22 protein-coding genes are annotated in these 24705 nt (G+C 34.4%); 9 read left to right on the top strand and 13 right to left on the bottom strand.

Annotated elements, in window-relative coordinates:
• Nucleotides 1-169 precede the first annotated feature (169 nt).
• The 4 genes from ACU8DI_RS13010 to ACU8DI_RS12995 all read right to left on the bottom strand — a co-directional run bounded on the left by ACU8DI_RS13010 (nt 170) and on the right by ACU8DI_RS12995 (nt 4071).
• The gene (locus ACU8DI_RS13010; protein WP_447113217.1) at nt 170-1543 is read right to left on the bottom strand and encodes a DUF3987 domain-containing protein; all 1374 of its coding nucleotides are present in this window, start codon (nt 1541-1543) and stop codon (nt 170-172) included.
• Nucleotides 1544-1559: 16 nt separating this feature from the next.
• Complete coding sequence (locus ACU8DI_RS13005) at nt 1560-1832, bottom strand: helix-turn-helix transcriptional regulator (RefSeq protein WP_447113216.1); 273 nt, start codon at nt 1830-1832, stop codon at nt 1560-1562.
• Between the two features lie 83 nt (nt 1833-1915).
• On the bottom strand, nt 1916-2806 hold the full coding sequence (locus ACU8DI_RS13000; protein WP_447113215.1) for a hypothetical protein: 891 nt from the start codon (nt 2804-2806) through the stop codon (nt 1916-1918).
• Entirely contained in the window at nt 2806-4071 is a 1266-nt protein-coding gene (locus ACU8DI_RS12995; RefSeq protein WP_447113214.1) for a tyrosine-type recombinase/integrase, read from the bottom strand. The genes ACU8DI_RS13000 and ACU8DI_RS12995 overlap by 1 nt, the downstream gene beginning before the upstream one ends.
• Before the next feature lie 254 nt (nt 4072-4325).
• Between ACU8DI_RS12995 and ACU8DI_RS12990 the strand changes: the two genes are divergently transcribed.
• From ACU8DI_RS12990 to ACU8DI_RS12980, 3 genes are all read left to right on the top strand, one after another.
• On the top strand, nt 4326-4916 hold the full coding sequence (locus ACU8DI_RS12990; RefSeq protein ID WP_447113213.1) for a HupE/UreJ family protein: 591 nt from the start codon (nt 4326-4328) through the stop codon (nt 4914-4916).
• Between the two features lie 135 nt (nt 4917-5051).
• On the top strand, nt 5052-5483 hold the full coding sequence (locus ACU8DI_RS12985; protein WP_447113212.1) for a deoxycytidylate deaminase: 432 nt from the start codon (nt 5052-5054) through the stop codon (nt 5481-5483).
• Nucleotides 5483-7111, top strand: a complete 1629-nt coding sequence (locus tag ACU8DI_RS12980) for a S41 family peptidase (RefSeq protein ID WP_447113211.1) — start codon at nt 5483-5485, stop codon at nt 7109-7111. The genes ACU8DI_RS12985 and ACU8DI_RS12980 overlap by 1 nt, the downstream gene beginning before the upstream one ends.
• Here the strand turns inward: ACU8DI_RS12980 and ACU8DI_RS12975 are convergent, their stop codons facing one another.
• Genes ACU8DI_RS12975 through ACU8DI_RS12960 form a run of 4 tightly spaced genes read right to left on the bottom strand, consistent with a single transcriptional unit; the run spans nt 7112 to nt 8992 of the window.
• Nucleotides 7112-7534: a hypothetical protein gene (locus tag ACU8DI_RS12975; protein ID WP_447113210.1), complete on the bottom strand. Its 423-nt coding sequence runs from the start codon at nt 7532-7534 to the stop codon at nt 7112-7114.
• Between the two features lie 53 nt (nt 7535-7587).
• Nucleotides 7588-8193 carry an NAD(P)-binding domain-containing protein gene (locus ACU8DI_RS12970; RefSeq protein ID WP_447113209.1) on the bottom strand — a complete coding sequence of 202 codons (606 nt, stop codon included), beginning with the start codon at nt 8191-8193 and terminating at the stop codon, nt 7588-7590.
• Nucleotides 8193-8393 (bottom strand): hypothetical protein, encoded by a 201-nt coding sequence (locus tag ACU8DI_RS12965; RefSeq protein WP_447113208.1) that lies wholly within the window; start codon nt 8391-8393, stop codon nt 8193-8195. The genes ACU8DI_RS12970 and ACU8DI_RS12965 overlap by 1 nt, the downstream gene beginning before the upstream one ends.
• 11 nt (nt 8394-8404) lie before the next feature.
• Nucleotides 8405-8992, bottom strand: coding sequence for a MarC family protein (locus ACU8DI_RS12960; RefSeq protein WP_447113249.1), 588 nt, complete (start codon nt 8990-8992; stop codon nt 8405-8407).
• A gap of 113 nt (nt 8993-9105) precedes the next feature.
• Here ACU8DI_RS12960 and ACU8DI_RS12955 point away from each other — a divergent pair, with 113 nt between their 5' ends.
• Nucleotides 9106-9672 (top strand): DUF3109 family protein, encoded by a 567-nt coding sequence (locus ACU8DI_RS12955; RefSeq protein WP_447113207.1) that lies wholly within the window; start codon nt 9106-9108, stop codon nt 9670-9672.
• 14 nt (nt 9673-9686) lie between these two features.
• On the opposite strand, the gene ACU8DI_RS12950 is transcribed toward ACU8DI_RS12955, so the two are convergent.
• Together ACU8DI_RS12950 and ACU8DI_RS12945 are read right to left on the bottom strand one after the other, a co-directional pair.
• Nucleotides 9687-11672, bottom strand: coding sequence for a tetratricopeptide repeat-containing sensor histidine kinase (locus ACU8DI_RS12950; protein ID WP_447113206.1), 1986 nt, complete (start codon nt 11670-11672; stop codon nt 9687-9689).
• Nucleotides 11672-12406, bottom strand: a complete 735-nt coding sequence (locus ACU8DI_RS12945; RefSeq protein ID WP_447113205.1) for a LytR/AlgR family response regulator transcription factor — start codon at nt 12404-12406, stop codon at nt 11672-11674. The genes ACU8DI_RS12950 and ACU8DI_RS12945 overlap by 1 nt, the downstream gene beginning before the upstream one ends.
• Nucleotides 12407-13114: 708 nt before the next feature.
• On the opposite strand from ACU8DI_RS12945, the gene ACU8DI_RS12940 reads away from it, so the two are divergent.
• The 3 genes from ACU8DI_RS12940 to ACU8DI_RS12930 all read left to right on the top strand — a co-directional run bounded on the left by ACU8DI_RS12940 (nt 13115) and on the right by ACU8DI_RS12930 (nt 17415).
• On the top strand, nt 13115-14104 hold the full coding sequence (locus ACU8DI_RS12940) for a ribonucleotide-diphosphate reductase subunit beta (protein WP_447113204.1): 990 nt from the start codon (nt 13115-13117) through the stop codon (nt 14102-14104).
• 210 nt (nt 14105-14314) lie between these two features.
• Nucleotides 14315-16792 (top strand): ribonucleoside-diphosphate reductase subunit alpha, encoded by a 2478-nt coding sequence (locus ACU8DI_RS12935; RefSeq protein WP_447113203.1) that lies wholly within the window; start codon nt 14315-14317, stop codon nt 16790-16792.
• A gap of 110 nt (nt 16793-16902) precedes the next feature.
• Complete coding sequence (locus ACU8DI_RS12930; RefSeq protein ID WP_447113202.1) at nt 16903-17415, top strand: RDD family protein; 513 nt, start codon at nt 16903-16905, stop codon at nt 17413-17415.
• Here ACU8DI_RS12930 and ACU8DI_RS12925 read toward each other — a convergent pair.
• Nucleotides 17405-18127 carry a DUF6503 family protein gene (locus tag ACU8DI_RS12925; protein WP_447113201.1) on the bottom strand — a complete coding sequence of 241 codons (723 nt, stop codon included), beginning with the start codon at nt 18125-18127 and terminating at the stop codon, nt 17405-17407. The two genes, ACU8DI_RS12930 and ACU8DI_RS12925, sit on opposite strands and share 11 nt — an antisense overlap.
• Before the next feature lie 87 nt (nt 18128-18214).
• Here ACU8DI_RS12925 and ACU8DI_RS12920 point away from each other — a divergent pair, with 87 nt between their 5' ends.
• Complete coding sequence (locus ACU8DI_RS12920; protein WP_447113200.1) at nt 18215-18736, top strand: RDD family protein; 522 nt, start codon at nt 18215-18217, stop codon at nt 18734-18736.
• A 47-nt stretch (nt 18737-18783) separates the two neighbouring features.
• Here ACU8DI_RS12920 and ACU8DI_RS12915 read toward each other — a convergent pair whose 3' ends face one another.
• Complete coding sequence (locus ACU8DI_RS12915; RefSeq protein WP_447113199.1) at nt 18784-21072, bottom strand: inorganic phosphate transporter; 2289 nt, start codon at nt 21070-21072, stop codon at nt 18784-18786.
• A 294-nt stretch (nt 21073-21366) separates the two neighbouring features.
• Between ACU8DI_RS12915 and ACU8DI_RS12910 the strand changes: the two genes are divergently transcribed.
• Nucleotides 21367-21723: a toxin-antitoxin system YwqK family antitoxin gene (locus tag ACU8DI_RS12910; RefSeq protein WP_447113198.1), complete on the top strand. Its 357-nt coding sequence runs from the start codon at nt 21367-21369 to the stop codon at nt 21721-21723.
• An 80-nt stretch (nt 21724-21803) separates the two neighbouring features.
• Here the strand turns inward: ACU8DI_RS12910 and ACU8DI_RS12905 are convergent, their stop codons facing one another.
• Nucleotides 21804-24632: a TonB-dependent receptor domain-containing protein gene (locus ACU8DI_RS12905; protein WP_447113197.1), complete on the bottom strand. Its 2829-nt coding sequence runs from the start codon at nt 24630-24632 to the stop codon at nt 21804-21806.
• Between the last annotated feature and the right edge of the window lie 73 nt (nt 24633-24705).

The following is a 24705-nucleotide window of genomic DNA, read 5'->3' as shown; positions in this document are numbered from 1 at the left end:
CGAAAACCCTTAATATGGTTGGGTTTACTGCCTTTTACCAACAGGTGGTAGTTTCCTTAATTAAACTATTTAGAAATTGACACGATAGTCAAGGAAACTATTTTAAAATCTTGGAAACTTCTAGATACTTAAATATAACAAGTGTTTCGGTTGTTATTATAATCTGGTTTCATGTTTCCAATGATGAGTTGTACTTTTTAAATAATTTAGAAATTTGTCCTTTGCTTAAATCAAGAATCACTTTTACTGCGGTTTGGGCGTTATTTAAGTTGTTCTTTTGAGCTCTCAGAATTAGTTCCTTTCTGAATTCTTCCTCGTTTATTTTTTCTGGTTTTTGCTCAAGTATTAATTTGAAATTTGTGTAATAGAACTCGATAATCAGAATAGATAGTTTTACTGTTTCTTTATTGATTGGGTCGGTAAATGCTGATGTTCGTGATTTTTTAATTAGGTGAATTAATAAAATCATTTTATGAATATTAATTTCCATTTTTGAAGTATACGCTTTTAAAATACTGTTTAAGTTCTCTTTTCTATTAATTAATTCTTGTGAGTATTTAAAAAGTTCTGTTTTTGCATCCTTGGTGTAAGCAATTCTTAATTTTTCATTTGCTCTTTCAAGTCTAAATCTTTCATCTAACAAATTAATTAGTCCAATTTTATATTTATCATAAACCATTGGACTTAAGTCTTCTGTTGAAAGAACATTATTTTGAGTTAGTTTATTAGTGAACAATATTCGATCAATTAATCCGCTTTCTAAATTTCCATTTGAAAAAAGTTTAGGAATGAATTGTGTTTGAATAGCGCCCAGCAAAGTAGGGTAAGACTCTTCTATTCTGAAGCTTTCTGTGGTTTTACGAGAAATATCGATGTGGGAATTAGTATTACCTTGTAAAAAGAAAACTCTCCACTCACTGCCTTGATTACTGTTATTGTCTGCCATTTTTGAAATTAGACCCATAAGTTCGTCCATATATACACCAATTGAGTAAGGGTTGTTATAGTGACTAAAAATTGCAGATTCAATCGTTGCATTTTGAAGAAGTAATTGTTTTCTTTTAGGTTGAAATACATTGCTATTGCTGAAATTTTCTTTTAATTTTTGATTCTCCGAGCGGAACTCATTATATAATTTATCATCATATTTTTTGAGTGGTTTCGTGGCTATATTCATAGGTTCGGATTTTGTGTCTCCTCTATCGGATATTATAGCAAAATATAGATTAGCCCAATTTGTATAGTTTAGGACATGAGTATAAAATGCTAGTCCAGCTGCATTACTATAAGCGAATAGGATGGAGCTAAACATGAACTCCTTCGGTATTCTCTTATGCTTAAAGTTTTGATTAATGAATTCTTGCAGCTCTTCAGGAAGAGATAAAAGGATCGCTTCAAACAGATTAATGGCTTTTTGCTTATTGGCTATAATAAGTTGAGATATGTTGTTATCAATTTCAGCCAATGAATTAAATTCATTATGGCCATTGAGTTGTTTTTTTGAATAATCGAACAAATCATTTTTAACACTGTTTTTACTCATTTTCTTGTAATAATAATTAAGCGTTAAGTGCGTTCAATATTTCGGATTTTAAATAGTATACACGATTACCTATTTTTTTTGATGGTAATTTTCCTTTTTTAGTATAGCTCCAGAGTGTAGAAAGGTTTATACTAAGTAGTTTGCAAGTTTCCTCCCTGGTTAATAGATCTTCGCTAGAATTTGATTTGTCCAGCTCTAGTTTAAAGTTTTCGAGTTCTTTTTTGACGCTACTAGATATTAAAGAAGAAAGTTCTGAAGGTGTGGTCTGGATAATTTTTACTTCACTCATAACTATTGTTTTTTATTGTTATGAGTACAAAGATGTTAGGGATAATTTAAGGATAAAATCCCTTACCATATTATTAGATTGATTTATTCCTTTCTAAATTTGATTTCTTGAAGATATTCATTGATTTTATCAATATTTTTAGGATACTGGTAATGGTAAGGCTCATTAAGACAAATCTTAATGTATCTTTCTACGGTGTCAACCTTCGCAGTTTTAAAATCAACAAATTTCATCAACAGCTTTGCAACTTTATTTGTACTATTTAATTTCGTTAAATATTTTAATATCCCACTTTCATTTAGGTAGGCTAATTTTTCCATATTACTTAATTCACTATCAAAAGCAACTACTTCAGAGGTATAATTAAGTTTTAATTTTGGTGGAAAGGCCATCTTTAGATCTGAAATGGCCTCAGAATAGCTGACAAATTTTTTACTAAAAATATCCTTGTTTTTTTCATTCAGAAAGAAATAGTACCAAATGCGTTTATTTTCAAAAATATAATACGAATAATATCCAAAATTTCTGTTTATAAGAAGATCATATAATTTATTATGTTGAGCTTTTAAATCCTCTAAATAGTTCTTCTCGTGATAAGCTTCATGAGGGATTATGTTTTCATTTATGGCTGGTTTTATATATTGAATGTGTAATTCTTTTTCTGCTAATAAATAATAGTATTTTTCTTGATACGCCAACTTCAACATTAATGAAAAGGCGTCATCAATTTCTTTTAATAAATTTTCAGAAATCTTTTTAAAGGTATAGTTGCCATAACCAAATAAATCAAGAAGTTGATTTTTCTGTGCAGTTAATGTTTCTTCATTTGCAAGAGTATATTGATTTTGTTTATGACTGTCTCCTTGGATAGGCCTTAAAAAATCAGAGGTATTTACAGAGTGCATTTTAAACAGGGTGTTTTTTGCTTGAATACCTAAGTTTTCTAATTTTTCTAATTGTTTCTCTGTAGTCATTAGTACATGTGTTTTTTTAAAGCCTTATTCATTCCATTGAATATTAAATCGGTGAAGTCTTCATCAGATTTTCCAATATATTTTAAAAATGTCCTTTCTTGAACATGGCCCGTAACTTTCATTATCAATGAATTTGGCATTAAACCATAGTAATTAGAAGCGAAGGAACGCCTGCAGGTATGTCCGGTTATCAATTCATATTTTTTGTAAAAACTTTTCTTTTTTCTGTTTGTCTCTGGATCAAGCTTAAAATGTTGAATTTTCTCATCTATATTACAATCTTTACAAAGCTTTTTCACATATTTATTGAAGTTTACTTTTGATATTTTATACGGTAAACCGTCTTTAATTACTTCTTCTGCGATATCATTCAATGGTATTTGTACAGTATTATGACCTTTTTGTTGAGTAATTTTAATTATCCTAAAATTACCTTGTTTCGATGGATGGATATTGTTTTCTGTAACATTAAGAAGATCATCTAATCTTTGCCCAATTTCGCAGCCAAGCAATAGCCACTTTTTTACGTTTAATAGACTCTTATTTTCAATTTCTGTGAGACTTATTTGTTCTAATTCTTTACGGTTTAAGATTATGACTTGTTCATTTTTTTGTTCTGTAAGTCCTTTAATATGTCGCAACTGAGTGTTAATTGAGATGCCATGACTTTCAGCTTCAAAGCAAATTCCTTTTAGATCGCTTATTTTCTTGTTTGTAGTACTAATTTTATAATTTTCTTCATTAAGGAGCCAATGAGTAAATCTATTAATGTAGTCTTTATCTATTGATTTGATTGAAATATCTTGACCATCATTATACTTTTCTAGTACTACCCTAAGGTTTTTATAGCCTTTTATCCTGTTATAAGATAAGCCTATCGCGCCTTTACCATTTTTTCTGGTATGAGCATGTTTAATAATATATTCTATGATTCCGAATACAGTTTCAAAAGGATTATTAAAGTTTGTTCTGTTGAAGAAATGGTTGATTTTGTTTTCAAGCCAGTGGCCATTGATTGTTTTACCTAACGAATTGTCTTCGTTAAACTCTTCCAGTATGAAGCTTTCTAGTTTTAATAATTTGGATTTAAGACTCTTTGTGAATTTATCCTTATTTATGGGGTAATTTGTTTTTTTGCTCCAGTCGCTAGGGTGAATGTTTACTCCAATTTTTCTTTTGATATTGAATTTTGTTCCATTTGAGAAGCGGATATAAATGGGTGCTGAATCCCTTTTACTTTGAAGATAATATTTAGTGGCTGCCATGGCACAAATATATTACTTAGTCATTATTTAGTCAAAAAATACTCAATCTAAATCAATTTAATTAGATTTGTATAAACATTAATAAACAATAAAATACTGATTAATAGTTTAATAGAATGTATTTGGGTCTAATCGTGTTTAAATGTTCGATTCCCACCTTGAGTACAAAAGGCTTCAACAAACATGTTGGAGCCTTTTTTGTTTTCAAAATCAATTTTAAAACGTAACTTTGATTCAACCCAAATACAATTGCTATGATTGACAATTTTCTGTCAAATTTTCAAAATGGTGTCTTCCATGTGTTGCACCTCAATGCCTACGACCATATCCTCTTTTTAATCGTATTAGCCATCCCTTATTTATTTAAGGATTGGAAGCGTGTGTTTTTTCTTGTAACCGTATTTACCTTAGGTCATTGTGTGTCTCTAGGACTCACCACTTATGGCATCATTAAGGTAAATGTCAATCTTGTAGAGTTTTTGATTCCATTAACGATTCTAGTGGTTGCTTTATTTAATGTGTTTACGGCAGGTAAAAAGTCTCATGGAAAAACCATCGGCTTGTTGTTTTTTGTGACGCTATTCTTCGGGTTGATTCACGGATTAGGATTTCTTTCCAACTTTCAAGGGATGATTAGCAATTCAGAAAATAAATTCATTGCCCTGTTGGAAATAGGCTTAGGTATTGAAGTTGGTCAATTAGTAGTCGTTTTTATTGTTATGTTTTTGAGCTTCCTGTGTCAAACCATTTTTAGATTTTCTAAAAGAGACTGGGTCATGGTGATCTCAGCCGTAGTAGTGGGATTTGTATTGCCTATGCTGATTCATAGTGACTTATTCAAATAATTGGAATGGGATAAGATTTGTAAAACTTTAACGTTATCAAAGTCTTAAAACTTTAGGTACATTTTTAATAATTGTTACATTTGAAACTTTAGGTAACTGATAATGAAGTCCAAAACAAAGGACTCAACGTGAAATATGTCAGAAAACAAACAACGACGATACGATAAAGCTTATTTGAGAATCGCGAAAGAATGGGGTAAATTATCTCATTGTAAGCGCAAACAAGTGGGCGCTTTAATAGTCAAGGATCGGATGATCATCTCTGATGGATACAACGGTACTCCAACCGGTTTTGAGAATTACTGTGAAGATGATGAAGGGTACACGAAGTGGTATGTGCTTCATGCCGAAGCCAATGCCATATTAAAGGTGGCTTCCTCAACACAATCCTGTAAAGGAGCTACCTTATATATCACGCTGTCACCTTGTAAGGAATGTAGTAAATTAATACACCAAGCTGGCATAGTGAGAGTGGTGTATCAAGAAGGGTATAAAGATGGTTCTGGATTGGACTTTCTACGAAAAGCTGGCATAGAACTTGAGTTAATACAAGATGTAAACGTCTAATGGCATTTGATAAAAAATACATACCGCTCATTGTTGGAGTCGCTATTGCGACTGGCGTTTTTATTGGCGGAAAATTAAATTTCTCTGATACTTCCGACCGACTTTTTACATCGAATAGTAAAAAGGATAAACTCAATCGCCTCATAGATTATATTGATTATGAGTATGTGGATGACGTCAATACCGATAGTATTGTAGATGTCACGGTCAATGGTATTTTAGACAATCTAGATCCACACTCTACTTACATTCCTAAGAGTGAATTGGAGCGTGTTACCAATAATATGAAAGGTGATTTTATTGGTTTAGGCGTGAGCTTTTATACCTATAAGGATACAATTGCAGTGATTAGGACTGTCGAAGGTGGTCCGAGTGAAAAAGCTGGCATCAAATCTGGAGACCGTATCTTAATGGCAGATGGTGATTCAATTTTTGGTAAGGAATGGAGTAACAGAGCCATTATTCAAAAGCTAAAAGGTGAGAAAGGGTCTTCGGTTGATTTATTGGTCTATCGTAAAGAAGAAGATAAATTTTTAAAATTTAAAGTGAAACGTGATGTGGTGCCTATCAAAAGTGTGGATGCGGCCTACATGCTCACGGATAAGTTAGGCTATATTAAAATAAATCGTTTTGCAGAGTCCACTTACAAAGAGTTTAAACGCGCTTTAGATCAACTTCAAGATCGAGGTGCTACACAATTGGCATTGGATTTAAGAGACAATCCTGGTGGATTTCTCGGCATTGCTGAGCAAATCGTAGACGAGTTTTTAGAAGATGATAAACTGATTTTATTTACAAAAAATAAATCAGGAAAAGTTGAGAATGTGTATGCCACCAAACGTGGTGATTTTGAAGAAGGTGATATTTACATTCTTATAAATGAAAGTTCCGCTTCCGCCAGTGAAATAGTGGCTGGTGCCCTTCAAGATAATGATAAGGGGACTATCGTTGGGCGCAGAAGTTATGGTAAAGGATTAGTGCAAAGAGAAATGTCTTTGGGTGATGGTAGTGCTGTACGATTAACGGTGTCTCGTTATTATACGCCTACTGGACGTTCTATCCAAAGGCCTTACGATAATGGTAATAATAGTGATTACTATAAAGATTATTATAAAAGACTAAGAAGTGGTGAGTTTGAGGATGCCGAAAGTATCGAAGTAGCCGATTCGTTGAAGTTTAAAACACCTAAAGGAAAAATTGTTTACGGTGGTGGTGGTATTATTCCCGATATATTTGTACCGTTGAACACTTCTCATGAGAATGAAACTTTAAACTACATGAGACGTCAAGAGTACTTTAGTAATTTTGTTTTTACGGAGTTAGATAGAGATCGTAGTGTTTATCAGAATGTTGAAGCTAATGATTTTATCAATAATTTTGAGGTGAGCGATGATATTGTAGTTAAGTTTCAGGAATATGTAAATATGAAAGAACGCACCAATATTACTTTTGTGGCCTATCACGATCAAATTCGCAGACTTATTAAATCAGAATTGGCCGAACAATTATATGGCAGTAATGTGGCTGAAAAAATCTTAAATGAATCCGATGATATGATTGAGGAAGTGATTTTGTTAAGCGAGAATGATGCCTTTGAAGTGAATCTTTCCGAAGCAAGCGACGATTAACTACTTACTTTTTTGCCTAACGTACGAAAACGCCAGATATCCACTACACGCCAAGAAAAAACAACCTAAGATAAGACCTGTCATATTGTTCTCTTCCATATGTTCTTGCATCAATTGACGATCTATATAATTTTTTTGAGACCTGCTAATTTGATCTATTGCCGTATTTCCATGAACCCATAAGGTTAAAGAGTCTCCTTGTTTTATATCCCTTAGGAATTCCTCTTTTTTAAAGGCTGAAATGTATATACGAGGAATGGAATACTTGTGGCCGTCAAGATAGATGTAGAAGTAGGTTTTTCTGGATTTATTAACGCGCCTACTCGTTTCTTGATAGTCATTGAATGTGCCAGAAATTTGAATACTCTCTTCGACTTCTGAAAAATAGCTGTAAAAACATAAGCCAGTTAAAAGAAGACTCATCAAAAGAAGTAAGGCGATTGATTTGCGACTCGTTTTTTGCCTTTTTTTACCCATTATACCTTGTCGTGTACTTTGGTATGTTGCCCGTTATTCCAAAGGGTTAAAATATCAGTAGCAACTTGTGCGCCACTACCGCAGGCAATTGCAAATTGACTTCGCCATCCTGCTAACGTGCCGGCAACATATAAGCCATTAGCCACGAGGTGGTTATTATTTTTTAACCAAATGCGTTCTTTCTCTATTGCCGCTCTTGGGTGTGGTGCGACATAGGCTTCTAGACCTTTAATGGTCATTAGATTGGTGTAGCCAACAGCAACCACGACAATCTTTGATTGATACGTATTTTTGTTGGTTGTGATCGTAAAACCATCAGCAGTTTTTTCTATAGATTTTACTTTTTCTTTGGCTATTTGGTCCACATGTGGATAGCAATCTTGGAGCTGCGTTTTACCACTTTCTAAGATGTCTTTACCAAGCGTGCCTGGTGTTAGTCCAAGAACGTTATTGAACAAAGCGTTTTGCAAATGAGACGTTCTTTGGTGCGTAACAATCGCTATATGTTTGTCCGCTGCGTAGGGTTTTGGTCTTGCAGATCCGAGTACCAAAGCACAAGACATACCTGCGGCTCCACCACCTATTATAAGAGCATCGTATGTCATTATTTTTCTTTTGATTTTTGATCAACACGTTTTGATAGTCGCAATAGTTGTAACAATCCTACCGCACAAAGTGCTGCTAAAATGGTAATGAGAGCTATGATACTTTGTCCTTCAAACAAATTTTCAAAGTCCAGTTTGGTGCTATTATAGGCAACAAGTGCAACAGCAATGATGGTAGCAATGATGGTAAAATATTTCATTGACAAATGAATTAAGCCAGTTCAAATAATGCTTTAATATTATGGGCGAATAATTTCACCGCAATAGCCAAAAGGATAACACCAAATACTTTACGTATAATATTAATGCCGTTTTGACCTATTAAGCGTTCAATTCTAGCTGAGGTTTTTAATACGATAAAGATAATGATAACATTTAGGATGACCGCAACAATGATATTTTCAATTCGGTATTCAGCTCGAAGAGATAGTAAGGTTGTTAAACTTCCTGGTCCTGCAATTAAAGGAAAGGCTAAAGGAAATACAGAGGCTGTTACACTAGCGTTGTCATCTTGCTTGTACAACGTTATACCCAAGATCATTTCAAGTGCGATAAAGAATAGGATAAACGCACCAGCCACAGCAAAAGAATTGACACCAACCCCTAAAAAAGACAGAATGGTTTTTCCTAAAAAAAGAAATAGCACCATGATAATACCAGCTATGATTGAGGCTTTTTCACTTTGTATGTGTCCTACTTTTTTTCTTAAATCAATAACGATTGGAATATTACCAATAATATCAATCACCGCAAAAAGTATCATAAAAGCGGTTAAGATTTCCCTGAAATTTAATTGAATATCCATGGTTTGTAAATTTTCGGCAAATGTAGCCCTTTAGTTATGATTTATAACATTAAATAATCGTAAAGTTTAATTACTTTTGTCCATGGTTTCAGTATTAATTTAAAAGTATGTTTCAGTTAGGTAAAACGATTGTTTCCGAGGATATTATTGAGAAGGATTTCGTATGTAATTTATCGGCATGTAAAGGGGCTTGTTGTATTGATGGCGATGCAGGTGCGCCTTTAGATCCTGAGGAAATATCAATACTCAAGGAAATCTATCCTAAAGTAAAACCATTTTTAAGGCAGGAAGGTGTGGATGCGATTGAAGCTCAAGGCACACATATTACGACAGAATTTGATGATTTTGAGACCCCACTGATCAATGGAGCAGATTGTGCCTACGTGATATTTGATGATAAAAAAACGGCTTTATGTGGGATTGAAGAAGCCTACAATCAAGGAGCAATTTCATGGAAAAAACCGGTGTCCTGCCATTTGTATCCAATACGAATTAAAAGCTATACGGAATTTTCTGCGGTGAACTACGACCGATGGGATATTTGTAGTGATGCATGTACATTAGGTAAAGAATTGCAAGTGCCTGTTTATAAGTTTGTCAAGGAGGCACTCATAAGAAAATTTGGTGAGGAATGGTACACAGAATTAGAGAAGGTGGCTCAAACTTTTGACTAGCTGTTTATGTATAATTAAGCTGTTCGTAAAATGGTAGATCGCGTAGGAATATCAATCAAAACCTTTGTGCCTACTGGATTTTGGTTATTATCATACAAATCTTCAATTTCTATATGATAATCATGGGTGTAACTCTTTGAAAAGTTGGTAAGACGTGCTTTAGTAATTGCGATACCTACAGACTTTCGCTTTAAGAGTTTATCTCTGTTAATTTTTTCAGCCTCTTCACGTCCGATACCATTGTCAGTAATTGAAATTCTAACATAATCATCTTGCGTGCGATACACCTGAAGACTGATTTTTTTGTTGTCTTTTTTAGAAGATAATCCGTGCCAAAGGGCATTTTCCAAAAAGGGTTGTAAAACCAATGATGGTACTTTAATACTAGCGGTATTGATGACATCATCCACCTTGATTTCGAAATCAATTTCATTTGAAAACCGTATGTTTTCGATATTCATATAAAGCTTCATCGTATCTAATTCATCTTCTAAAGAGCTTTCTTTTTCAGAGGAAGCCACAAGGATTTTTCGGATGAGTTTAGAAAATTTATTCAAATAATAGACCGCATTTTCTTTCTCGTTATTGATGATATAAAGTTTGATGGAGTTCAATGAATTAAAAATAAAATGAGGATTCATTTGGCTACGAAGCATGTCTTGCTCTAAAGTTAGAATTTGTTTTTCTTGTTCTAACTGTCTGTTTCTATATAAAGCGACCAAGATTCCTACAATGATAGCAAGCGCCAACATGGAGTACCAAAAAATTTTTTTATTGCGTTCAAGTTTGGACTTTACAATTTGGTTTTCACTTGCTAATGCTTTGATTTCTTTGTTTTTGGCTTCATTTTCATACTGAATAATGACATCGTTTACATAACGTAGGTTTCGCTCATTATTGATGGTTTTCTCAAGGTCAATTGACGCTTTGTAATGATTGTAAGCTAATTGATAATCGTCCGTTTTCGTATATAATTCCGAAAGGTGTTTATTGGCTTCAACGATGGAGAGGTTGAGATTATAAGATGTTGCAACCTCAAGTCCTTTCTTCAAATTTGCTTCCGCTTTTGAAAGCTGTTCCATTTCTTTTTGTACCCAACCTAAATTGATATAGGAAGCGGCAATATAAAATTGGTCGCCAATTTGCAAGGCTTTTGCAAGAGCCTTTTCAATGATCACTTTGGCATCCAAATATTTCTGTTGCTTAATATAGACTTGACCGATACTATTGTAACAAATCACGCGCCCTAAATTGGAATTAATCTGTTCATTGTATTCCAAGGATAACTTGTAATTCCTCAAGGCACTTTCCAAATTGCCTTGTGCTTCATTTGCATACCCAATATTCTGGTAGTTGATAGCAAGTCCCAGACGATTGCCTGATTGTTTTTCTATACCAAGAGATTTCTGGAATTGCTTAATCGCCAGTTCATATTGTTCAAGTATCAGGTAGATATTACCAATACTGTTCTGAGAAACCGCAATGTTATAAGATACGGTTTCGGATGGATTTTTTATGGAGCGCGCAATATCTAAAGCCTGTGTGTGGTAATCTAATGCTGGTTTAACCAAATCCATTCTGCGGTAAGCCACACCAATATTGTTTAAGCTAATAATTTTAAGCTCTTCATCATTGATCTGATCGGCAATGGTTTTAGCTTGTTCGTGTGTAGCAATAGATTGTTCGTAAAGAGAGACATTTCTGTAAATCACACCCAAAGCATTAAGCGCATAACTTTCAGCAGCTAAAGCATTCATAGTTCTTGACGTGCTTATGAGGGATTTCATTTTAATACTATCTCTATCAAAACGACGAAACAAGGAATCTAATGTTGAAAAACGATTTGGTTTAAATTGTTTTAAATAGCTCATATGAGCTTCAAAATCTGAAGCGTTGTTGGTTTGCGACCAAACAGGTAGCCATAACATGAGACTAATGAGTACTACCAACAATGTTGGCGTTGGGATTTTCTTTTTGTTATGTGATATGGTAGTAGTCACTATAATTTTTCTAGAAAGTCAGACTTGCGTTGTCGAGCAACAGGGATTTTATGATTAGACTCCATGATAACATAACCTTCACTTTTAATAAACTCTTTAATTTTGTTCAAGTTAACGATAAATGAATTATGAATTCTAAAAAAATAGTGATCCGGTAAAATGGCGTCCACTTCTTTGAGTTTTTTGGTAATCACAATGTTTTGATTGTTATTGGTCACTATGGTGCTGTAATTACCATCAGACTCTACAAATAAAATATCTTCTATATTGAGAAAGATAAGTTTACCATCCGTATTGATTGTGATTTTCTTCTTGTCAAACTTTTCATTAAAACTCAAGAGCGCTTCTTCAATTTTTGAGGAATTGATCACTCTTGAATTAAACTTATTAATCTTTAATATGGTGTCTTGAAGATCATCTGAATCAATAGGCTTTAATAAATAATCAATCGCTTCATGTTTTAGTGCTTTAATAGCATACTCGTCATAAGCAGTTGTAATGACAACCGCAAAATCCTTATTCGGTAACTTTTCAAGAAATTGAAACCCGTCCATGGTGGGCATCTGAATATCCAAGAACAAACAATCGGGCGGATTTGTTGTTAAATAGACAATTGCTTCCTCAGGGTTGGAGAAGGTTTCGACAATTTCAATGTCTTTACTAAAATTAGTGAGTTCCCATGATAAGCCTTGGATGGCTTTTGGTTCATCATCTACAATTACTGCTTTAATCATACGATAAATATAGAATTTAATACCATATACTGCTTATAAGTATGTATAATTAGCATCATTTCCTGTGTAGTGTGTTTTAAAGTACGTATGAAATAAGAGCTATAGATTTTTTAAATGCCAGTTATACATTATTTATTACCAACCATACAAATAGGAACGTGTGGGAGCATATAATTTTTGATATTTGAACCGTAGTTAAGATGACCAAATCTTATTAATAGATTAAAAATAAAGTGATCGTGGGGATTCACTAATTTGATTAAATGCTATTAATCAATAAAAAAGTCAGGGTCACACCTGACTTTTTTTAATGGTATTTTAGTTATAGCGACTACATGTTAGCAAATAGTTTTAGTTAGTTAATTATTAGGGATGAAAAGAGAGTGAATTTCGCTCTCTTTTCTTATTTGAAACTATCCCTTTTTTTGAACGAAGAAAGACCTAGTAAAAATCACTTGCGACTGCTTATTTAATAGGATATTACTTACTTTTTTTGAGAAGCACAAAAGTTTTTAAATAATTGAATATCAAGTAATTAAAAATATTTTTAACAATTCTTTAGTTTTTTTGTGAAATCACCAATTGTTAAAAACTTGTTGAAAAGCTTTCGGTTAAATCTTCGAATTATCTCTTACATTTTTCAATCTTTGTTAGTCCCGAATCACACGAAATTTTTCAGCTAATTTTTAAATAAAAAAACCAATTATTATGTCTCAAGTTGTAGAACCAATTTTGCAAGAAAACAAAGATCGATTTGTAATATTCCCAATTCAACATCACGATTTGTGGGAGTGGTATAAGAAATCTGAGGCAAGTATGTGGACTGCAGAAGAGATTGATTTACATCAAGATTTAACAGATTGGACGGATAAATTAAATGATGATGAGCGCTATTTTATCAAGCATGTATTGGCGTTTTTTGCAGCAAGTGATGGCATCGTTAATGAAAATTTAGCTGAAAACTTTGTCAATGAAGTACAATACAGTGAAGCCAAGTTCTTTTATGGTTTTCAAATCATGATGGAGAACATTCATAGTGAAACCTATTCCTTGTTAATTGACACTTATGTAAAAGACGAAAAGGAAAAAAATAAGTTATTCCATGCCATTGAAACATTTCCTGCAATTAAGAAAAAAGCAGAATGGGCATTGAAATGGATAGAATCACCAAGCTTTGCAGAACGATTGATTGCTTTTGCAGCAGTGGAAGGAATCTTCTTTTCAGGGTCGTTTTGTTCTATCTTCTGGCTGAAGAAACGTGGTTTAATGCCAGGACTTACCTTCTCGAATGAGTTAATTTCACGTGATGAAGGGATGCATTGTGACTTTGCCGTGCACCTGCATGAAAATCACTTAGTGAATAAAGTGTCGAAAGAACGTATTAAGGAAATTATCATAGATGCTTTAAATATTGAAAGAGAGTTTATTACCGAATCACTTCCAGTGAGTTTAATTGGAATGAATGCGAAGCTAATGTCACAATATCTAGAGTTTGTAACAGATGGTTTGCTCGCTGATTTAGGTTGTGAAAAGGTATACAACACAGCAAATCCTTTTGATTTCATGGATATGATATCATTGCAAGGAAAAACAAACTTCTTCGAAAAACGTGTTTCCGAATACCAAAAAGCAGGTGTTCTTAATAAGGAAGAAGAAGAAAACAAATACGACTTTGGTTCAGATAGTTTCGATTTCTAACACCAAAGCAACCAAGACAAAATTATTTTAATTGACGTGTTTGCTAAAGTGGTCTTTGCACTATAGACAAAGTGTTGACCGTCAATTTTAATTTCAGAATAAACCTAATAATTAATCCTTTGTTAATCAGATGTCTATTTGATTAACGATAACTAACTAACCCTTTTTCTGAAAGGTAGCTTCAGAAAAAAACTAAAAAATGTGTAACGTATGTATGTATTAAAAAGAGATGGAAGAAAAGAGCCGATAATGTTTGACAAAATTACGGCTAGAGTTCGTAAACTATGCTATGGTCTTAATGAACTTGTAGACCCAATTAAAGTGGCCATGCGAGTTATTGATGGTCTATACGATGGTGTTACCACCAGCGAATTGGATAATTTAGCAGCCGAACAGGCAGCAACCATGACGACTGCGCATCCCGATTATGCGCGTTTGGCAGCTCGTATATCGGTATCGAACTTACATAAAAATACAAAGAAGACCTTTAGTGAGGTCATGACTGATCTCTATACATACGTCAACCCAAGAACAGGGAAGAAAGCACCTCTATTGAGCGATGAGGTTTATAAAGTCATTACCGATAATAAAGATAAACTGGACTCCGCGATTATTTATAATCGTGATTTTGGATATGACTATTTTGGATTTAAAACCTTAGAGAGATCTTACCTTTTGAAATTGAATGGTAAAATTGCGGAACGCCCTCAGCACATGTTGATGAGAGTTTCTATTGGGATTCACTTAAATGATTTGGACGCTGCTATTGAGACTTATGAATTGATGTCCAAGAAATATTTTACACACGCTACACCTACATTATTTAACTCTGGAACACCAAAACCTCAAATGTCATCTTGTTTCTTATTAACCATGAAAGATGACAGTATTGATGGGATTTACGATACACTAAAACAAACAGCAAAGATTTCGCAATCGGCTGGTGGTATAGGATTGTCTATCCACAATATTCGTGCAACAGGGAGTTATATCGCTGGAACCAATGGTACGAGTAACGGTATTGTGCCAATGTTAAAAGTATTTAATGATACAGCGCGATATGTAGATCAAGGAGGTGGAAAGCGAAAAGGAAGCTTTGCGATGTATATTGAACCATGGCATGCAGATATCATGAGTTTCTTAGATTTGAAAAAGAATCATGGTGCCGAAGAATTGCGTGCGCGTGACTTGTTCTATGCGATGTGGATGCCAGACTTATTCATGAAACGCGTTCAGGAAAATGGTGAATGGACACTCATGTGCCCTAACGAATGTCCTGGTTTATGTGATGTGCATAGTGAAGAATTCGAGACGTTATATACTAAATATGAATCTGAAGGAAGAGGCCGAAAAACCATTAAGGCACGTGAGCTTTGGGAAAAAATATTAGAGTCACAAATTGAAACGGGTACGCCATACATGCTTTACAAAGATGCTGCTAACCGTAAATCAAACCAGAAAAACTTAGGAACTATTCGTTCTTCGAATTTATGTACTGAGATTATGGAGTACACATCTCCAGATGAGGTGGCTGTGTGTAACTTGGCTTCTATTGCTTTACCAATGTTCGTAAAGAATGGTGAGTTTGATCACAAGGAATTATTTAGGATTACAAAACGTGTGACTAAAAACTTGAACAGAGTCATCGATAGAAATTATTATCCGGTTAAAGAAGCTGAAAACTCCAACTTCCGTCATAGACCAGTTGGTTTAGGGGTTCAAGGATTGGCAGATACCTTCATTAAATTGAGAATGCCTTTTACAAGTGATGAAGCTAAAAAATTGAACCAAGATATCTTTGAAACACTTTATTTTGCTGCCGTTACAGCAAGTATGGAAGAAGCTAAAGCAGATGGTCCATACCAGAGTTATGAAGGATCTCCTATCAGTAAAGGAGAATTTCAGCATAACCTTTGGGGTATCAAAGATGAAGAGCTTAGCGGACTTTGGGATTGGGAAAAACTGCGTAAACAAGTATTGAAACACGGTGTTCGTAACTCGCTTTTAGTAGCGCCAATGCCAACAGCTTCTACGTCACAAATCTTAGGAAACAATGAATGTTTTGAGCCTTATACGTCTAATATTTATACAAGACGTGTATTGTCTGGTGAGTTTATTGTGGTTAACAAACATTTATTGGAAGACCTCGTAGATCTTGGACTTTGGGATGAAAACCTTAAAAATGAAATCATGAGAGCTAATGGTTCTGTACAACATATTGATACTATTCCTCAGGATATCAAGGAACTTTACAAAACCGTATGGGAGTTGAGTATGAAAGATATTATTGATATGTCTCGTCATAGAGGTTATTTCATTGATCAATCTCAGTCACTTAACTTATTTATGGAAGGTGCTACTATGGCGAAATTAACGTCTATGCATTTCTATGCTTGGAAGAGTGGTTTAAAGACAGGCATGTATTACTTACGAACTAAGAGTGCGGTAGATGCTAAAAAGGTCACTATTTCTAGAGTTGCAAAAGCTGAACCAGTTGCTCAAGTGCAAGAAGTAGCTGTAGATAATGTGGCTCAAAAACAACAAAAAGCGGCTGAGACAGCTGCGAAATTTGCTAAGAAAACTTCGGAAAAGTTGGAGGTAGAGCCAATGAGTCCAGAAGAAATGAAGGCTTTAATCGCTCAAGCAAAAGAAGCGGAAGGTGACGATTGTTTAATGTGTGGGTCTTAAATCTATAATTTTATAGACTATTTGACTTAAACATTTGTTATTAAGTGTTATAAAAACCATCTTTTTTAAGATGGTTTTTTTATGTTTGAAAGCTTATAAATAATCATCTCATGAATTCCAATTTTCCTATTACCGAAGATTTACTAGCTAGTAAAGGACAGCGTTTGCTGCACCATTTTATAGATTTACTTCCACAATATGCCGTTATGTATGGATTAGCCTACGGCTTTTATTATTTAGGAGAGTTAACAGGAAATTACACTTTGAATGACCTATGGAATGGGATGTCTGATATGGAGGATTTAGTGGTCAGCTACGGTTTTATGTTTTTATATTATTTTTTAATGGAACGCTACACGTTTAGAACCTTAGGGAAATATGCGACTAATACGATGGTAGTCACTATAGAAGGTGATACACCAACCAATAAACATATTTTATATAGAAGTTTAAGTCGGCTTATTCCTTTTGATGCCCTGTCATTTTTAGGGACCAATGGTAAAGGTTGGCATGATTCCATTGCTAAAACTTACGTGGTTAAAGCAGATAAGTTTTTAGAAAAGAAACGTACGATTTTAGAATTAGAACAGATTGGAACTATCGGAGAACCAATTAGTTTTTGAGCGTGTCGGTGCCTAAATATTGATTGTTTTTATTGTAATACCAAGCTCTAACTTTTGGCATTTTTATGGCATTTATTTCTACCAAATCTGTAAGCAAAATATATTCACCAGTATTGGGCTTCATCTGTCCTTTGTCATCAGTTTTAAAGAACTGATACACTTCCATAGCAAACGTATTTGGGTCAAAATAAAAGAACCATATATCGTTTCCTACCGCTTCTTCATAAGTAACTTTTAACACCAAATAGTCTTTTCCTTTAAATGTTTTTCGTGTCACGTCTGGAGCAATAATAGTTCCTGGATCTTTCAGTTTCATAGGTAACCCATACAAATAAGTGTAGTAATTTTTATAAAGCAAGGCTCTTTCGCAATTGAGATTGTTTTCTTCTAATTCTGCTTCGGTAAGATATTTATTACCGTTTAAGGCTATAGTGCATTCACCCTTGTTTAGAGTGTAGGTCGTGGTGGTAGTATCTACAGTCGATTGAACGGAAAAGAAGTCTTCGGGCAAATTAATCAGAATTTTACTCTTACGAGCTGGTTTATTAGGCGTGTTCATGGTTACTCTTAAGTCACCATTAAAGTTTGGCCAATTCTGATAAGGGTCGTGAAACGCGATGGCTTTATGCAATAGGTCTTGTCCTGTGAGTTCTTGACTCATCGCTACCGATGTTGCTACAACGTAAAATAAAATAATCGAAAGATATTTCATGATAAAATAATTGATAACACGAAATTAAACTATTTGATTTTATTTGAAGTAAGCTATATTTGGAGCTACTAACTAATATTTTAACTTATGAATAGTATTAAATACACCGTATCAGACGATGTTTTGGCGAGCAAAGGCCTACGTTTTGCAAATTTCATAATCGATTACATTGTACAGCTAATCCTTGGATTTGTTATAGGTTTTGTCATTATTATGATTTCAGATTTGACAGGAAGTTATGGGCTCTCTGATTTTTTGTTTATGTCTGATAACCGTCTGGTCGACTATATTTTTGCCTGTATTGTTTTATTTATCTATTACACCACGATAGAATCATTAACAGGACGCTCTTTAGGAAAATACATTACGAAGACCAAAGTGGTCTTACATGATGGATCGAAACCAACGTTTAATGAAATTTTAGTAAGATCCTTATCCCGAATGATTCCGTTTGAAGCTTTTTCTTTTTTAGGTGATTTAGGAAAAGGCTGGCATGATACGATATCTAAGACCTATGTGGTAGATATTGCTAAATTTGAAGCCAAGAAGGAGACCTTTGAAGGACTTGACGAAATAGGAAAAATAGGTGTTGATGAGGTGAAATTTTAACGATAACTTCTAATAAAAAAGGCCAGCGTTATAACACTGGCTTTTTTTTATTCCTCTTCCTCTGTTTTAGGCAGCTTTGCGGGTTCAACATTACTGTCGTGAGCCGAATGATACTCTTCCAACAGACTCATTGTTGCTTTTAAAAGATCTTTAGTTTCTAGAAGTAAGCTAAAGTATAAAGTCGTGTTTTTAGGACTCGATTCTTCCGTTCTTGTGCGCTCTACTTGCTTTTGAATTTTATCAGTCACATTCGTTAGAATATCATTCTTCTCATTAAGTACGAGTCCAATATCCTCAAATGAATTTGCATCAAAAGCTTTTTTAGTATCTGAGAATAGCGTTTCCATTAATTCATCAATCTCTTTCAGTTCTTTGATCTGACTAAATTTTAATTTCTTGTGATTGTTATTTATATGCTTATAGCTCACTGTAGATATATAATCTAATGATTGCGCCATATCCTGTAAATAGCCCAAGATATTGATATAGAAATTACTAGCTGAAACACTTGGTTCTTCTAAGTTTTTTATAAAATAGAAGATGTTATCGCGTAACTCGTCAATTTCGTTAGACAATTTGTTGATATTCTTCTTATTCTTTTTGAGCATTTTTAAATTCTGAGTAGCCAGTCCATTAATCGCACTTGTGTAGATTTTGTTTCCACGCTTCACAACGTTAGCAATATTACTTGCGCTTTCTATAATAACGCCTTGGGTAGAGCTACTTTCTGCTTTTTGAAGGCTGTCAACCTCTTTTTGATCTTTAGAATTTTTACGATGGCTTAAGTAATTTTTTATTAGGAGTACTGCCGCAATAACTAATAAACCAGTTAAAGCATACCCTTTGCCATAGTATAATATAAGTGCCATAATGGCTGCTGCTACAAAAGCACTAATCGCTGTAAAAAACCATCCGCCAATCACATTTAAAACACCAGCAACACGATAGACGGCACTTTCACTTCCCCATGCTCGATCTGCTAGAGAGGTTCCCATGGCGACCATAAAGGTCACGTAGGTTGTGGAAAGAGGCAGTTTCATTGAGGTAGCAATTGATATTAAAACACTAGCTACCATTAAATTTACGGCGGCTCTTACCAAATCAAATGCAGGTTTGTCGGCATTTTTAATAATCACTGAAGGCGTGTCTGTTTTCTCAAATTGTTTATCGATATAGGCTTTTGTAGCGTTTGGTATGAGATAATTAAACCCTTCAGAAGCGGCCATACTCATTCTAACAACACTTCTGGAAAGGTAATTAGGTTCAAAACGTTCTTTCACATCATCTTGTCTGGAAAGATCTACAGATGTTTTAACAACCGCTTTAGCCTTACTTGAAAACCAAAGCGTAAGAACCATGATGAGTCCAGCAATGAGAAGGAGATACGGTTGTGTTTGCACCGCTTCCGCTAAACTAGACATCGGGTACTCATTAGCTAATTGCCCGCTTCCAACCCAATCGGTGTAGGCATTGTATGCCGCAATTGGGACGCCAATAAAATTGACTAAATCATTTCCCGCAAAGGCAACGGCCAAGGCAAATGTTCCAATGACAATAATGATTGTGTAAATATTGTGTTTTGTAAATTGTATGATAGCATAAGACAGGAGTGTAAATACTAAGAAGCTGATTACTATTAGTTCTAAAGGGTTGTTGGCAATTAATGCCTTCACGTCCGAACTCATAAAAGTGGCGTTTTTGATCCCCTTTATCAGAATGAAATACAAAATAGAGGTTACAGCCAGACCGCTAAAAATAGCACCATACCAAGGAGGTTTACTTTCAAATTTGAAACTTAATAATAACCGAGAAAAATACTGTATAATAGCACCAACGGAAAATGCTATGACCACAGATAGGAGAATCCCCAAAATGATTTCAATGGCCTTTTCGTTATTGATATACTTGCCTAAATCTAGCAGGCTTTGTTGCGAATTTTCACTATAAATTTTTAATACGGCTACACACACCGAAGCACCGAGTAATTCAAACACAATGGATACGGTGGTAGAGGTAGGAAGTCCTAATGTATTAAAGAAGTCGAGTAATAAAATATCTGTTATCATGACCGCCATAAAAATGATCATGATTTCGTCAAACATAAATTGACTGGGATTAAAAATTCCTTTACGAGCCACTTCCATCATACCACTCGAAGACATGGCGCCTAACGCAACACCTAAACTGGCAACAATAATGATGGTTTTAAAAGATACCGCTTTTGAACCAATGGCGGAATTCAAGAAATTGACAGCATCGTTACTGACGCCTACTACAAGGTCTGCAATGGCCAAGATAGCAAGAGCGACAAGCATGTAGATATAGAGATTTTCCATGTAAGAATACAAAAAAATTAATGTTAACAAATTTCATGTTTTAAATTGAGCACAATGTTACGTTAATGTTATGTTCTATGTAATGTTGACAGATTTTTGCGTGATTGTTTTGGCTTTAGACACTCGTTTTATTGGGTTTTTAAGAATGAATATGAATTGATTGAATTGATTTAAAAACCTAAAAATCAGATAAATAAAATTTTAATGTTAAATTAAAGTTATGTAAACGTTTGAATATTGTAAATAAATATCTATATTTGTTATGTAATTATTAATCAAATACCCAAGTTTAAGATGAAAAAGATATGTACAATTTTACTGATGCTGAGTGTCATGGTAACATTTGCTCAGGAAAAACCAAAAGTGGAAACTCAAAAGGATGGTGATTTAACTGTAGCGACTTATTATCATGATAATGGTGTAGTTGAACAACAGGGTGCTTTTAATAAAGATGGTAATCTGGAGGGTGTTTGGACGAGTTATGACACACAAGGAAAGAAAGTAGCTGTTGGCAGCTATGAGAATGGAAAGAAAGTTGGTAAGTGGTTATTTTGGTCAGGAAATACCTTGAGAGAAGTAGAATATGTAGATTCCAGAATTGCCAGTGTGAGCGAATGGACTGATAAAGTGCAAGTGGCTATTAACAATTAAGACATTTTAAAATAAATTATAAAAAAAGTTCCCAATACCTATTGGGAACTTTTCTTTTTTAGACCAAATCAACTTAAAGTTTAGAACTTATACGTATATCCTAATGAAATCTCTGTACCAGGTTCTCTTAAAGAGAAAATCTGGTTTTGAGCCTCAAATGATTCGTATTCACTCTCTCTTTTACTATTTAAAATATTGGATACTTTGAAGTCGATAGACGATTTTCTGTTTTCTCCAAACGATTTGTTTAAGGTAAAGTTTAAGCTATTAAATGGCTGCGTATACACATCTGGTGTAAGACCAATACCTACAACTTCTAAGGTTTTACCTTGAACGTTGTAAAATAGACCTGTTTGCAATCCCATATCCGAATTGTTATAGTCGAATCCAAAGTTGATTACATACGGTGCCTGACCTTGTAAGTCACGTTCTCTACTTATAGTTTCACCGTCTCTTGCGGCATTTTGACGGCTTGTAAATTCGGCATCAGACATCGTTAATTCCGATTTTGTGTAAGAGATATTCGTTGTAAACTTCAAATCATTCAGACCTTCCGTTAGGAAACCCATACGTTGTCTTAACTCAAATTCTAAACCATATACTCTTGCATTTCCCAAGTTGCCAACCGTAAGTTGCGTTGGTGCTTGTAGGAAGAAGGCTTGCTCAATAGGATCTTTAAAATCTTTGAAAAATCCACTAAAAGCAAACATTTGTCCTTCATCTCCGAAACGTTCATATCTCAAATCAAAATTATTGACATAGGTAGGAACCAAATCGATATTTCCAATAAATAGTCTGTTAGTAATTGGATCAAAGATTCGCGCTACAGATGATTCTTTAAAAGAAGGTCTTGCAGTGGTTCTTGAATATGACGTTCTCAAGTTGGAATTGTCTGTCACGGCATAGATTAAATTGGCAGAAGGAAACACATCTACTTCATCTAATATTTTGTCACGATTAAATTCACGCTCGTTATTTCTTCCAGTGTAAAAGGAAGTAAAGAATTCGGTTCTAACACCCAACACGGTTTTAAGTTTTTCTGACAAATTAAATTCAGCAGAAAAGTAAGTGGCACCAATCGTTTGTTCCCCTTCATAAGCATCAATGGCGTTAAATTGATCACCAAATACTAAAAAGGTTCCGGACTCTGTTGTTGGGTTCCAAATATTTTCAGAAGCCAATAGGTTATCAGCATTACCATCTGCGATAAAAGAATCATCGCCTATCACATTAAATGTGTAATCATCAATACTGAAATCTCTAAACTTATAGGTATAACCTCCACCAAATTTAATTTTGGCTGGCTTACCAAAAAGCTCTACCGTTTTGTCAAAATCTACTTTACCAGCCCAGTTTTCTTCAATCAAGTTTCTCCATAGCTGAATAGGATAAGTCGAGGCTGAAGGACTCACAAAATAGCTGCCGCTTTCAGACAACTGAAACGGTGTGATACGATGCGCTTTGTCCATTACTTTAGAAAACGTTGGTGATAGTTTCCATTCGAAATTTAAAGCGTTATCATCACTGCTTAAACGATGTTTACCATTTAACAATAGATTCGTAATAGAACGCTCTGTATAGGTTAACGAGTTTTTAATCAATGGTTCGATTCCTCCACCAACACCATCTTGAGAGATATCTTGGTCAAAAAAACCAGCTGTAGACTCGCCATTTTGAATGTGAAGCAAGTTAGCTTTAAACTTCGATTTATCCGTTTTATATGTCAATCCAAGCATACCATTCAAGATGATATTATTGATCCCTTCAGAACCTCTCGAATCTAACACCGACTTTAATTCGGTATCTGAAGGATCTTCAAAGTTTTTCACATAAGCACCATCATTTCTATTCTCATAAAAGGTGGTTTCGTTTTTATAAGAAAATGACGCTTGATAGCCTATTTTATCATCACCGATATCATACTGATTTCCTAGTGTAAAACCTAAATCAAAATTCATTTGACTTTGCTCTTGTTTGGCTTGTAATTCCTTTTGAAATCGATTCGTTAATGAGGTTAGTAATAACGAATTTTCAAAAGTTCCAGGAATTGGTTGGTATCTATGAATAGGCAAGTCTCGTGTACCATCATCAAAACCAAAGATATCTGTATCACTACCTGTATAAGTTAAATAGTTGTCATTGAAATGCATATCTGGATTGTAACCAGTACCCAATGATAAGGTATATTCAGCAGAGGTTGGGAAATCCTTGGTCACAATATCAACAATTCCACCAGTGAAATCTGCTGGATATTCGGCTGAGGCAGATTTCATAACAATCACATTGTCTAAGATATTCGTTGGAAATAAATCCATTTGTATGGTATTTCGATCAGGATCCAATCCAGGAATATCAATACCATTCAAAATTGATTTGGTATAACGATCTCCAAGACCACGAACATAAACATATTTACCACCTTGTACAGAAACACCAGGAACACTTTTAACAGCAGCTGCAAGGTTTCCTGCTCCTGAAGCTTTTATAGATTGCGCTGAAAGCCCATCCATAACAACCACCGACTTTTTCTGAAGATTCAATACAGAATTTTCCGTGTTTCGTTTGACCGTTGTCTCTATGATCACCGTATCTAATGAATTGGTGTTTAAGGTCACGTCTAATGTGGTGGTTTCACCAGCTTTTACAACGACATCTGCGACCTCTTGTGTGGTGTAGCCAACAAAAGAGAATACCAAGGTATAAGTGCCAGGATCTAATTCCAATTCGTACTTCCCATCAAAATCAGAGGTGGTTCCAGTGGTAGTGCCTTTTACTAAAACATTAGCAAAAGCCATAGGTTCTACAAATTCACCATCAATTACACTTCCAGCTACAATTCCTTTTTGAGCATTGGCTAATCCAACACTACAAAAAAGAAGTATAAGGAGTGCTAATATGTTTTTTTTCATAATAGTATGTTGTAAAAACAATGCTACTCGTTCAGTTGTTTTTGACGAGTAGCACCGTTTATATTGTTTAGCA

The sequence above is a fragment of the Psychroserpens sp. BH13MA-6 genome (genome assembly GCF_052983595.1).
The sequence above is the reverse complement of the archived record's forward strand: the minus strand, read 5'-3'. Positions and strand labels throughout refer to the sequence as shown.